The sequence below is a fragment of the Nonomuraea sp. NPDC049129 genome (assembly GCF_040648495.1).
GTDB lineage: Bacteria > Actinomycetota > Actinomycetes > Streptosporangiales > Streptosporangiaceae > Nonomuraea.
The window spans coordinates 276469-289292 of the sequence record NZ_JBEZDU010000002.1 but is presented as its reverse complement, the minus strand read 5'-3'; the positions used below and the strand labels follow the sequence as shown (position 1 = coordinate 289292).

The 12824-nt window shown below is 71.4% G+C and carries 8 protein-coding genes; 6 read left to right on the top strand and 2 right to left on the bottom strand.

Going from position 1 to position 12824, the window contains the following annotated elements:
- Nucleotides 1-519: 519 nt before the first annotated feature.
- From AB0B64_RS06375 to AB0B64_RS06360, 4 genes are all read left to right on the top strand, one after another.
- A complete protein-coding gene (locus AB0B64_RS06375; RefSeq protein ID WP_358175138.1) occupies nucleotides 520-1041 on the top strand; it encodes a YbhB/YbcL family Raf kinase inhibitor-like protein in 522 nt (173 codons plus the stop codon).
- A gap of 183 nt (nucleotides 1042-1224) precedes the next feature.
- Complete coding sequence (locus AB0B64_RS06370) at nucleotides 1225-2955, top strand: hypothetical protein (protein WP_358175135.1); 1731 nt, start codon at nucleotides 1225-1227, stop codon at nucleotides 2953-2955.
- Nucleotides 2956-3073: 118 nt separating this feature from the next.
- Nucleotides 3074-5290, top strand: a complete 2217-nt coding sequence (locus AB0B64_RS06365; protein WP_358175132.1) for a bifunctional SulP family inorganic anion transporter/carbonic anhydrase — start codon at nucleotides 3074-3076, stop codon at nucleotides 5288-5290.
- A 33-nt stretch (nucleotides 5291-5323) separates the two neighbouring features.
- A complete protein-coding gene (locus AB0B64_RS06360; protein WP_358175129.1) occupies nucleotides 5324-6337 on the top strand; it encodes an NAD-dependent epimerase/dehydratase family protein in 1014 nt (337 codons plus the stop codon).
- Between the two features lie 254 nt (nucleotides 6338-6591).
- Here the strand turns inward: AB0B64_RS06360 and AB0B64_RS06355 are convergent, their stop codons facing one another.
- Both AB0B64_RS06355 and AB0B64_RS06350 read right to left on the bottom strand, forming a co-directional pair.
- A complete protein-coding gene (locus tag AB0B64_RS06355) occupies nucleotides 6592-7545 on the bottom strand; it encodes a MauE/DoxX family redox-associated membrane protein (RefSeq protein ID WP_358175126.1) in 954 nt (317 codons plus the stop codon).
- Between the two features lie 61 nt (nucleotides 7546-7606).
- On the bottom strand, nucleotides 7607-9496 hold the full coding sequence (locus AB0B64_RS06350; RefSeq protein WP_358175124.1) for an ABC transporter ATP-binding protein: 1890 nt from the start codon (nucleotides 9494-9496) through the stop codon (nucleotides 7607-7609).
- A 274-nt stretch (nucleotides 9497-9770) separates the two neighbouring features.
- Between AB0B64_RS06350 and AB0B64_RS06345 the strand changes: the two genes are divergently transcribed.
- Entirely contained in the window at nucleotides 9771-9941 is a 171-nt protein-coding gene (locus tag AB0B64_RS06345) for an SflA family class IV lanthipeptide (RefSeq protein WP_225289182.1), read from the top strand.
- 143 nt (nucleotides 9942-10084) lie between these two features.
- Nucleotides 10085-12682 carry a class IV lanthionine synthetase LanL gene (gene lanL / locus AB0B64_RS06340; RefSeq protein WP_358175121.1) on the top strand — a complete coding sequence of 866 codons (2598 nt, stop codon included), beginning with the start codon at nucleotides 10085-10087 and terminating at the stop codon, nucleotides 12680-12682.
- Nucleotides 12683-12824: the final 142 nt, after the last annotated feature.

Below are 12824 nucleotides of genomic sequence, written 5' to 3'. Positions count from 1 at the left end.
CGTATCTGGCCGGGTTTGCCTACCTGGCCGAGGCCAGGGCCGCGTACCTGGCCTGGGCCGCGTACTGGGTCCGCGTACCGAGGCCGGGGCCGCGTACCGAGGCCGGGGCCTGGGCCGCGTACCTGGGCACCTGGTTTTAATGAGCGCGGTGCCCGGCCGAACGGACTTGACGCGTATCGCGTCCCCCGTACCCGCCCGGCAGGCCGTCCCCCCTCGCCCAATCGATCGGCCGGTCGGGGGCGGCCATCGTCACGGCGGCGAGAACCAGCAGGCCGGGACCCGGTTCCCCGGCGATCCCCACGGTTCCCGGCCCTGCCGAGTCACCTGCGGGCCCAGAGCGGCGAAGGTCATGGATGTGGCGAAGTTCACTCGTATCTTGCCCGCATTGCACCCGCTTTACGGTCCTTTACCGACCACCGACCCTCGCGAAACGGTCGGCGCACGGCGGATAGCCGCGTAGCATCATGCGGCATGGGGCTGTGTAACACGGCAGGACGCGTGAGACACATCGCTGTCTCTGTGACAGCGGTGGCTGTCGTGCTCGCGTCGTCCGGTTGCGACTTCCTCATCGGAAGGTCCCAGGCCAAGGAGATCGCCGAGATCAACGTCTCGAGCCCGGAGTTGCGCGCGGGCGAACCGCTGCCGCGCGAATTCTCCTGCAAGGGTGCTCAGGGCAGTCCGCCTTTGCGTTGGTCCAGCGAGCCTCTGCCCGACGCCAAGTCGATCGCGATCGTGGTCGACTCTCTCTCACCATCAGAATCCGCCGTCCAGTGGGTGCTCTACAACATCCCCGCGACGACGACCGAGCTGGGGCCGAACGCCGCCGCGAGCCCGCCGGAAGGCGCGAGCCAGGCCAAGGTGACCAGCGGCAAGGTGGGCTACCAGCCCCCCTGCGTGGAGAAGGGCAGCTACCGCTTCAGCGTCTACTCGCTGAACGGCAAGGTCGATGTCCAGGAGGGCGCCCCCCTCTCCGAGATCTTGAGAAAGATCGCGGACCAGACCATTGCCCGCGGCCGGCTCACGGTGGTGAACATCCAGTGAGACACCGCTCACTAAACGTAGTAATAGTTACCAATTCTTCACGTAGGGTGTGACAACGCTCATAGTGGTCCGACACAATCAGATCCAATCGCTAGGTGCTGGTGATCAAAGGGGGAAGGTCGCGTCGATGGCCGCGCGATCTCACCGGTGCCGCAGGGAGGCCATGGCTTTGAGGGTGGTGCAATGATCGCGGTCGTAGTCAGCTTGGTCGCTGTCGTGCTCCTCGTGCTCGTCGTCGTGGCACTGGGCATGCGTTCCATGAACCGTCGGGAAAGCTCTCTGCCTCCCGAGCGGCTGAAGCAGATGGCCGAGAAGGATGAGAGGACTCAGACGCGTTCCACGGATGAGTTCTCCAAGAGCGAACCGCGCATGAACAACTTCAGCCCTGACTTCAGTCCTATCGACGAGGTCAAGGCCAAACCGGTACGTACCGGCCAGCGTGGCAAGCGTGGCGTGGACGAGTGGGGCAACCCGCACTCCGACGTCGAGGACGAGGAGTTCTGGGCCAACATCCGCAGCGACGCGGAAGAGGGCGGCTTCGGCGCCGGCGGCACGGTCGCGGCGCGCAAGGGCGCCTCGCGCCCCGTCGAGCGTCCTTCAGAGCGTCGTCCTCCAGAGCGCCCTTCGGAGCGCCCCTCCGACCGGCCCACGGAAAAGCCCGCCCAACGGCCCGCCGCGCGTACCCCCTCCGCACGAGCCGCCGCCGAGCGCGAGCGGGAGCGCGAGAAGCAGCCCAGCGCCCAGCGCGAGCAGCAGCGCCCCGCCGCCAAGCGGGAGCGGTCCGGCAAGCGAGAGCCCGCCAAGCGCGAGCCCGTCACCGCCATCGACCCCAACGCGGCCACCGTCCAGGCGCCGCTTCCCGGACGATCCCAGCGTTCGCGTTCCCAGCGGCCCGCCGCCGCGACCGCCTCGTCCGGCTCGTCCGGTCTGGCCGACCTCGTGGAGTCGGCGCAGCGTCCGGCCCCGACGGCCGCCGAGCTGGCCGACCAGCGCACGGTGACCTTCTCCGCGCCGACGCCGCCCGACGTGATGAGCATCCTCGGCGTGGGCGCGCAGCAGGTGACGCCGCCCCAGCCCGGGGCGGGCAGCGGCTCCTTCCCGGCGGTCGGCAGCGGCACCTCGCTGAGCACGAACAGCCCGGCCACCACCAGCGGCTCGTTCCCGGCCACGCCGGCCACCAGCGGTTCCTTCCCCGCCGTCGGCGGCAGCGGCTCGTTCCCCGCCACACCGGCCCCCGCCGCGCCGGTCTCCCCGATCGGCGGCGCGCAGGCCGGCGTCCCGTTCACGGTCTACGGTGCCAACACCGACCCGCTGGAAACCACCTGGACCAACCCGCCGATCGTGCCGACGGCGTCGGGCTCGTGGCCCGCGCTGCAGCACCACGACATCCTCGACGACCCCGCTCCCGCCGCCCCGTCGAGCGACTCCTGGCCGGCCTTCGAGCCGCAGCAGCCCGCCGCCGCCCCACGCTCCTCCTATCCGGCCTCCTATGAGGTACGGGCCGGCTGGGCCGTGGCCGACGACTCCGACCCGCTGACCGGCCCCTCCCCCGCCACCGGCACTCCCACGGCGCCCGCGCGGGCTGTTTCGGCCTACGACGACGTGCTGTCGGCCCCGCCCATGCAGCCGGCGCCGCAGCACTTCGCGTACGAGACGGGTGACATCACCAGCCTCCCGCCCGGCCAGATCGCGCAGACCTTCGCGTACGAGACCGGCGACATCACCAGCATTCCGCCCGGCCAGATGCCGGCGGGCTGGGGCGAGCCGCCGGCGAACAACGCCGCCTGGCCCAACTACGGCGGCACGCCCGAGGCGGGTGCCCGGCAGGGCGGCCGCAACGGCGGCGCCCAGGGCAACAGCGGCGGGCACCGTCGCTCCACCCCCGAGCAGGAATTCCCCGACTACTACCGCTGATCGGCGACTCCCACGCCGACCGCCGAACGGCGGACGAGTGACGGCGGCCACTCATTAATCTGTAAAGCCGCCGATGACCCCTTAAGCCCCCGGCACGCGGGGCAATAGGGTTCGACGTATGATCGGCACTCTGAGTCGCGTGCTGAGCACGCTCAGGTACGACGTACCTGCCTCGCTCGTGGTCTTCCTCATCGCGGTGCCCCTCTCGCTGGGCATCTCGATGGCCTCGGGTGCCCCCCTGGCCGCCGGGTTGATCGCCGCCATGGTGGGCGGCATCGTGGCGGGCGCGCTCGGCGGCTCCGCCGTACAGGTGAGCGGGCCCGCGGCGGGGCTGTCCCTGGTCGTCGCGGATCTCGTGCAGACGTACGGCTGGCGGGCCACCTGCATGATCACGCTGATCGCGGGGGCGGTGCAGCTGGTGCTCGGGGTCTTCCGGACGGCCAGAGCGGCGCTGGCGGTCTCGCCGGCGGTCATCCACGGCATGCTCGCGGGCGTCGGCGTGGTCATCGCGCTCTCCCAGCTGCACGTCGTGCTGGGCGGCAGACCGCAGCGCTCGGCGCTGGCCAACATCGTGGAGCTGCCCGCGCAGCTGGCCGATATGCACGGCCACACGGTGGCGGTGGGCCTGCTCACGATCGCCGTGCTGGCGCTGTGGACGCGCCTGCCCAAACGGGTCAAGGTCGTGCCGGCGCCGCTGGCCGCGCTGCTGGTGGCCGGCGTGACCGCGTGGGCGTTCGACTGGGACGTCACCCGCGTCGACCTGTCCAACGCCGTCACCTCCTGGGCCTTCCCCGTGCTGCCGTCCGGTGACTGGCATCGGATCGTGGCGGCCGTGCTGCTCGTCGCGCTGCTGGCCGGGGTCGAGTCGCTGCTCTGCTCGGTCGCGGTCGACGGCATGCATGACGGCCCCCGTACCGACCTCGACCAGGAGCTGAGCGGGCAGGGCGTGGCCAACATGGTCTCGGGCGCGCTGGGCGGGCTGCCGGTGGCGGGTGTGATCGTCCGCAGCACCGCGAACGTGCAGGCGGGCGGGCGCAGCCGGTTCTCGGCGGTCCTGCACGGGGTGTGGGTGGTGGTGTTCGCTCTCGGGTTCGGGTGGACGATCAAGCTGATCCCGATGGAGGCGCTGGCGGCGCTGCTCGTCTTCATCGGCGTGCAGATGGTCAACCTGGGTCATGTCAGGAAGGTGCACGGCCACGGCGAGGTGCCGGTCTACCTGGTGACGATGGGGGCCGTGCTGGTCCTCGGGCTGGCCGAGGGGGTGCTGGCCGGTCTCGCGCTGGCCGCGCTGCTCGCGCTGCGGCGGCTGACCTGGGTCACCGTCAAGACGCGGCCGGAGCAGGACGGACGCGTCCACGCGACGATCTCCGGCTCGCTCACCTTCCTGGGCGTGCCCAGGCTCACCCGCGAGCTGCGCGCCATCCCGCCCGGCACGGCCGTGGACCTCGACCTGAACATCGACTTCATGGACAACGCCGCCTTCGAGGCGATCCACTCCTGGCGGCTGAACCACGAGCGGCTGGGCGGCAACGTCGACATCGATGAGCTGCACGACGAGTGGTACGCGATGGCGGCCAGCGGGACCCGCCTGTCCCGGACCAAGACACCGCTGCGGACGCCGGAGCGGTGGTGGCTGCCGTGGTCGCACCGCCACCACCGCCCCACCCGGCACGGCGGGTCGGCTCCGGGAAGTCCCCGTCCGGCCAGCGTGGAGTGCCAGCTGACGGCGGGCGCGCGGGAGTATCACCGGCGTACGGCTCCGCTGGTGCGGCCCATCTTCACCGAGCTGGCCCGCAAGCAGCAGCCCACGCACCTGTTCATCACCTGCGCCGACTCACGGGTCATCCCCAGCCTGATCACCGCGAGCGGCCCCGGCGACCTGTTCACCGTGCGCAACATCGGCAACCTGGTGCCGCGCAGGGGCGCCGAGCCGCACGACGACTCGGTGGTGGCGGCGATCGAGTACGCGACGCAGGTCCTGGGCGTGCACACGATCACGGTCTGCGGGCATTCGGGCTGCGGGGCGATGTGCGGGCTGCTCAGCGGCGGGGTGAAGGCGGGCAGCCTGCCGGGGATGCGGCGCTGGCTGCGGCACGGCTACCACAGCCTGGCCACGTTCATCGAGACCGCGGACGAGCCGCTCGACGGCGGGGCGCTGGACCGCCTGTGCAAGGTCAACGTGCAGCAGCAGCTGGAGAACCTGCGGACCTACCGCAAGGTCGACGAGCAGGTGCGGGCCGGGCAGCTGGAGCTGGTGGGCCTGTACTTCGACATCAGCTCCGCCAGGGTGCACATGCTGCCGCCTCTCCCGTCTACGCTCTCCGTGAAGATATGACCGGTTTGCTGGCCGTACGCGAAGAATGTCGGCATGAGAGTACTGGTCATCGGCGGGACGAGATTTCTGGGACGAACCATCGTCGAGGAGGCGCTGGCACGGGGGCATCAGGTTACGACGTTCAACAGGGGGCAGAGCGGGGCGGATCTGCCGGGTGTGGAGGCCATCCGGGGTGACCGCGAGGTGACCGCGGACCTCCACCGGCTGGCCGACGGGCACACATGGGACTTCGTGGTCGACACGTCAGGCTATGTGCCGCGGGTCGTCGGTGAGTCGGCGCGGGCGCTGTCGGGACATGTGGGGACATACGCGTTCATCTCCTCGGTCTCCGCCATCGACGGCTTCCCCGGCAAGGCCGCCGCCGAGGGCTCGGGGGTGTGGGACTGCGCGCCGGACGCCGGTCCTGGCGACGGTGACTACGGGGTGCTGAAGGGCGGCTGCGAGCGGGCCGTGGAGCAGGGGTTCGACGGCAACGCGCTGATCGTGCAGCCGGGCCTGATCCTCGGGCCGTACGAGAACGTCGGCAGGCTGCCATGGTGGCTGAACCGGATCTCCCAGGGCGGCCAGGTGCTCGCACCGGGTGATCCGGGCACGCCGATGCAGCTCGTGGACGCGCGGGACATCGCCGTCTTCACCCTGGACCAGGCGGAGCTCGGCACGGCCGACCGGTTCGCGGTGACCGGGCCCGCGGGCAACACCACTTACGGCGAGTGGCTGGAGCTGTGCAAGGAGGCGACCGGGTCGGACGCGGAGTTCGTCTGGGTGGACGACCGGTTCCTCGTCGACCAGGGGGTGGGGACGTTCGTCGAGCTGCCGCTGTGGGGCGGCCCGCCGTCGGAGGAGATCGCCAACTTCTGGAGCGTGCCCACGGCCAAGGCCGAGGCGGCCGGGCTGCGCGTACGGCCGGTGGCGGAGACGGTGCGGGACACGTGGGCGTGGCTGCGTGACGTACCCGAGGCGGAGCGGTCGTACGGGGCCAAGGCGCAGCACGGCATCGCCCCCGAGAAGGAGGCGGCGGTGCTGGCCGCTTGGGCCGCCCGCTCTTGATGGAGTTCAGGCGTTCCACGTAATCGTGCGCAGACCTCAGGCCGCCCGTTCTGCGTAATCGTCCACAGACCGCTGGGCGGCGGCGGGTTAGCGTCTAGGGTGTCGCGCTTGGCAGTCCTTGGTCCCCCACCCTGGCCCGGCGCGGCGGCCGGTCCTCAATCTCAGGGGCCGGAGGGGCGGAGGTATCCGCTGTCAGTGGTAGCGGGACAGCCGGGTGGTCACCTCCGCCCCTCACCACGCCCGGCGGCTCGTACTCAAGTCCTGGTTCGGCCAGGAGCCGAGGGGATGTGGGCCAGCAGGGCGTCGAGAGCGGCGGGCTCGGCCGCGCCGCCCGCCGCCAGGACGACGCCCTGCCGGTCGGTCAGCACGGCGTACGGCGGCCAGGGGATGCCGTGACGGTCGAACACCCCGGGATCAATGACCAGCGGCAACTCGACCTCCTGGGCCGCCAGATAGTCGCGGACCTGTCCCTCCTCCGCGGCGCTCACCAGGACGACGTCCACTCCCTCCGCCGCGACGAAGGCGGGCAGCATGGCGCTGCAGAGACCGCATGTCGGCGCGATCAGCGCATAAAGGACGCCAGGCCGTTCAGAGGTGCCGGGCCGTTCAGAGGTGCCGGGCCCTTCGGAGGTGCCGGGCCTTTCAGCGGCGCCAGGCCCTTGGGAGGTGAGGGCCTCCGCAGGTGGGGTCACGTCCCAGTGGGTGCCGGGCCGGGGGCCGACGCGGCCGCGCTCCACGGCTCCGATCAGCCGGGCCGGTACGAAGGTCAGCACGAGGTACGCCGCTCCCACCAGCAGGTGGCCGGGGGTGAACGGGGAAGGTCCCGCGACGGCGGCCATGACCGCCAGCACCGCGAGCAGACCGGTACGCGTCATGGTGGCGGCGCCGACGAGGCCGTGGTCGCCGAAGCAGCCGCAGCCGACACTCAGCCCGCGCCACAGCACGGACGCCATCGCGGCGAGGAAGACGGCGAACAGCGCCGCCGCGAGCAGCGCGCCCCAGCGCCGGGTGGGTGGCGCGGTGAGCAGCCCGGCCGCCGCCAGCTCCGCCACCACCACCGCGACGGCGGCGACGACCGTGAGCCGCTGCGGGATCAGCCGGTAACCCCCGATGTCGGCGGCGAGTCCTGACAGGTCACGAGCCTTGCTCACGGCCGCGTACAACAGGACCGCGATCAGCGCCGTATAGGCCGACGACAGCACGATCACTGGCTCGCCTCGGAGAACCGGGTCGCCGCGTGGAGCCTCACGGGAGCATGGCGCCAGGAGGTCATGTGGCCGCGTCCCGGTAGGCCTGGGCCTGGAGGGTGTACATGTCGGCGTAGAGGCCGCCTTCCTCCATCAGCTCGGCATGCGTGCCCTGCTGGGCCACCCGCCCATGGTCGAGGACGTAGATGCGGTCGGCGTAGCGGACACTGGCCAGCCGGTGCGTGATGAGGACGATGGAGCGGCCGTCGGCGTACTTGCGGATGCGCTCGAACAGGGCGTGTTCGGCGCGGGCGTCCAGCGCGGAGGTCGGCTCGTCGAAGATCACCAGGGCGGCGTCGCGGTAGAAGCCTCGGGCCACGGCGATCCGCTGCCACTGCCCGCCCGACAGGTCGTGGCCGCCTCGGAAGCGCTGGTCGAGCAGCGAGTCGTACCCCTGCGACAGTCCGGCCACCACTTCGTCGGCCCCGGCGGCGGCCGCGGCGGCGGCTAAGCGGTCTTCGTCCAGCGGGCGGCCCATGAGAATGTTCTCGCGGAGGGTCAGCGGCCAGCGGGTGTGGTCCTGGGCGATCACCGAGATGAGCCCGCGGGTGTCGAGGTCGGCCAGGTCGGCGCCGTCCCAGCGGATCGTCCCCGAGCCCGGCCGGTACAGCCCGGCCAGCAGCTTGGCCAGCGTGGTCTTGCCGGAGCCGTTCTCCCCGACCAGCGCGATGACCTCGCCGAACCCCACCTCGACACTGATCCCGTTGAGCGTGGGGCTACTCGCCCCCGGGTAGCTGAACGTCACCTGGTCGGCGGCCAGCCGCCCGGACGGTTCCGGCGCCGCCGTACCGGATGGCTGTCGCACGCGGGAGGCGGCCAGTTCGCGGAAGGACAGGTAGTCGCCGAAGTAGAGGCCCGCCTCGTACAACCGGTTCATCATCTGCACCAGCGCGGCCAGCGACATCTGGCCGGCGCGGATGGCCAGCACGGCCGCGCCCGCCACCGAGAGCGGGATGACGCCGACGGCCAGCAGCCCGGCGAGCGCGGCGTAGACGGCGACGGTCGCGGCGCCGGTCAGCACGTCGCCGGCGGCTTTGGTGACGGCACGGCGGCGCGCGACGTCGAGTTGCACGTCCTGTTCGAGGTCGGCGACGTTCGCGTACTCGCCGAGCAGGAAGTCGCGCAGCGCGAACGCGCGCACCTCGGCGGCGGGCAGCCGCTCGGCCATGAGGTCCGACAGCATGAACTTGCGCCGCCGCGCGGCCGACAGCCGGTAGTACCCCTCGTACTGCAGGCGCGCCGCCCGCACCGCGGCCCAGCCCGCGGGCACGACCGTGACCAGCAGCAGCGGCGTCAGGAGCGGGTGCATGAGGCCGAGCGCCACGGCCGAGGCCAGCACGCCGACGGCGCCGCCGATGACGGCGATCGTCGCCTCGACCACGCCCGCGGCGTCGGGCACGCCGCTGTCGCGGGCTCTGCGCATCGCGTTGTGGAACTCGTCGTCGTCGAACGCGGTCAGCTCCACCTGGGTGGTCAGCTCGAAGAGCCGCGTCTCGGCCAGCCGTTCGACCTCCACCTTGAGCCGCGCCTGGGCCCAGGTGGCGGCGGTCAGCAGCGCCCCGCGCAGCGCGGCGGCGGCCGCGACCAGCGCCAGCGAGGGCAGCGCCGCCCGGACGCGCTCGGGCGTCGGCCCGCCGGCGAACAGCGAGGCGAGCACGTCGGACGTCGCGACCAGGCCGTAGACGGTGAAGATGCCGGCCGCCAGGTTCCCGGCCAGCGCGATGATCGTGTCGCGGCGGTGCGCCTCCCATGCCATGCGCAGCGCGGACATCACCAGGTACGGCAGGCGACGCGCGATCTTCGTCATGCTCGCCGTCAGAAGCTCGTCGCCATGGCTCTCCCAGTAGGCGAGCGCCAGCCCCGACCTGTCCGCCGCGACGTCCGGGGGGCGCTTCTTCCAGAACGCTTTCATGCGGGAAGCCAGGAGATCACCCAGCCAATCTAAGTGACCGTTGTGTCCCCGTAAACCCCCTTTGTAAACGATTCCTTCTCGGCGCGGTCGGGGCTAGGAATCCTGTTCCGTGACGCCTGGACATATTTGATGAGTTGTGAACATAATGCGTCCGTTTGGCCGCGACAGGCGATTCCCATCGCGGTCAAGGCACGGGTAACGGCACTTATCCGGTGCCGTCCCGAGGCTCAAGCCCCACATCGGCCGCCTACCGGTGGCCAAGGAAGGAGCCCTTATGTCCGTTCTTACACTGGAGCCCCGCGACGCAGGCGTTCTGGAGTACGAGGACCTCGCCGTCGACTTCGAAGGCGAGCTCACCGCGCTGCTCCACGGGCCTCAGGCCTGCGTGAACACCTGCAAGCGTACCGTTTGCTCGACGTTCCCCTGCTGCCCTTCGATCGTGTGATCGGGCGGTAACGCGTTCGGCGTTCCGCGGCGGCGCGCTCCTTGCGCCGTACCGCTGTGGAAAGGCCATCGGTGCACTTCCGGTGGCCTTTCTTCAGGCATCCGGCCGGTCGGTGCAGAAGGGCTTTCTCGTTGACGGTAAATGTGATTGTTTCTCTTACCCATTTTGCCGAGTCGAACACTAGGGAAATCTACGAGGGCGACACCTGGGTCAGCGTCCACGACCCGCGTGCCACCACCCCCAACCAGGGCTGGAAGCTGCATGTCTCCGCCCGTCCCGGCACCCTGGGCGACACGCTCGAACGGGTCCTGCCCGTCCTGGCCGACGTGTCCTGCGACTTCAAGGTCGCCTGCTCGCCCGAGAAGCTCGCGGAGCTCAACTCCGGAGACGTCGACCCGGGCGCGGTCGGCAAGGCCATCACCGTCTACCCGCGGCCGGACGAGGTCGTCCCCCTCGGTCACCGGCTGGCCGAGGCGCTGGCGGGGCTGGCCGCGCCGCGCATCGTCAGCGATCGCCAGGTGCGCCGCGACGCGCCGGTCTATTACCGGTACGCCCCCTTCGCCCCCCAGTACCGCGTGGACGAGAACGGCGACTTCGAGCTGATCATCGTCAGCCCCGACGGCGAGCACCTGCCGGGCGCGGCGGGACCCGAGTTCTCCTGCCCGCCGTGGGCGACCGACCCGTTCCGCCCGCAGAGCGGCGTCGCCGACCCGCCTCGGGCTATCGGGTTGGACGCCGTGGAGGCACCCGCCAGGCTCATCGGCAACCGGTACCGTGTCACGTCCGGCGTCGCGCGTGGCCCGCGCGGCAACGTCTACCGGGCCGAGGACGCCGACGGCCGGCCGGTCGTGGTCAAGGAGGCCCGCGCCTACGTGGGCGAGAACGCCGAGGGCTGGGACCTGCGCATGTACCTGCGCAACGACCTTCGCATCCTCAAGGCCCTGGACGGCGTCGCGGGCATCCCCACGCCGATCGACCACTTCCGGCACGGCGAGGACGAGTTCCTCGTCATGTCCGACGCCGGCAGCCTGGACCTCAACCGGTTCGTCGGCGAGCGGGGCCGCTTCACCGAGAACGGCGGCGACCGGGACCTCACCGCGCTGGCGGGCCGGCTGCTGGAGGTGCTGGACGCCGTGCACGCGCGTGGCGTCGTCGTCAGGGACTTCTCCCCCAAGAACGTGGTGCTCGGCGAGGACGGCCGCTGCACGCTGATCGACTTCGGCAACAGCAGGTACGAGGGGCTGCAACTGCCCGGGTGGAGCCGTGGCTACAGCGTGCCCGGCCAGCAGGCGGACCGCCCCTCCGAGCCCGCCGACGACTACTTCTCGCTCGGGGCGACGCTGTTCTTCTCGGCGACCGGGATGAACCCCATCATGATCGACCCCGACCCGGCCAGGAACGTCGAACGGACGCTGATGTGCCTGGCCCGGATGTTCCCCGGCGTCACGACGGGCGTCGTCGGGCTGCTGCCGCGCCTGCTCAGCCTCGACGCCGAGGAGCGGGTGGCGGCCGCGGCCGACCTGAGGGCTTGTGTCAGCGCCGACGTCGGCGCCGCCGCCGGGTCCGACGTCAGGGCCGGGCGGGCGGGTCGTACGGTGTCGCGGTCTGACGGGGTGCGGTTCAGCGGTGCGCTGCTGTCGCAGGTCCTGGATCACACCACCCGCGTGTGCGTACGGTTCGCGGAGGGCCTGATGGACGGCCCGGCGGACGCCCGGACGTCGAGCCCGCCGGTGACGAACGTCTACGGCGGGTCGGCCGGGGTCGGCATGGAGCTGCTGCACCACCCCGAGGCCAAGACCGTCGCCGCCGACCTGGCCCGCTGGACGGCGCGCGTCATGCCGCCGACCGCGCTCCCCCCGGCGCTGTACTTCGGCCGCACGGGAACGGCGCTGTTCCTGGCCGCCGCGCGACTGACCGCCGTCCCCGAGCTGCCGGACCCCGGCCCGATCGTTCTGGAGGGCGAGCAACGCGCAGACCAGGCCCACGGCGTCGCCGGTATCGGCGCGGGTCACCTCTCACTGGCCGCGCTGGAACAGGATCCGCGCCATCTGGAAGTGGCCGCCGAGTGCGCCAGACTGCTCGTCTCCGGCGAGGTGACGGACTCCAAGGACGCGGTCGCACCGGCACAGGCCGGTTCGGGCGTCAACGTGGAGATGGCCTTCGCCCACGGCGCCGCCGGGTGCGCGGAGTTCCTGCTCTCCTACCACGAGGCCACCGGCGACCACGACGCCGGGCAGGCGGCCCGGGAACGCTTCGAGTCGCTGGCCACCGCCACCGAGGCCATGCTCGGCGAGCTCACCGGACCGGACGCCAAGGCCATGGGCGCGTCCTGGTGCCAGGGCATTTCCGGCATCCTCGGCCCGCTGGCGCACGCGGCCACCGCGTACGGCGAGGACCGCTACCTCGATCTGGCGGAGCGGGGCGCCCGCGCGAGCCTGGCCATCGCGCCGCAGGCATGGGTCGTGTCCCAGTGCTGCGGCCTGGCGGGCATCGGCGAGGCGCTGATCGACCTGGCGATGGCCACCGGCGACGACTCCTACTGGCGCGGCGCCGAAGAGGTCGTCGAGCTGATGCTGATGCGCGCCGGCGGCGAGCTCTCGGCACCGGTCTTCACCGGCAACGACCTCGACAAGCCCGGCTACACCTGGGCGACCGGCGCGTCCGGCGTCCTGTCGTTCCTCCGCCGCCTCGACCGCCGCACCGGCTCCCGCCTGTGGACGGCGAACTGGCGGCTGCCCTAGCGGGGTGGTTCGGCACGCGACCGTCTTGGTCCGTGTGCGGGTCCGTGGTGGCTGGGGTCCTTGGGGAGTAATACCCCCTTCGGGGGAGACGAAGAAGACGGTCCGACGTGGGCGAGGTCCCCATGGAGGGACACCCCCTCGG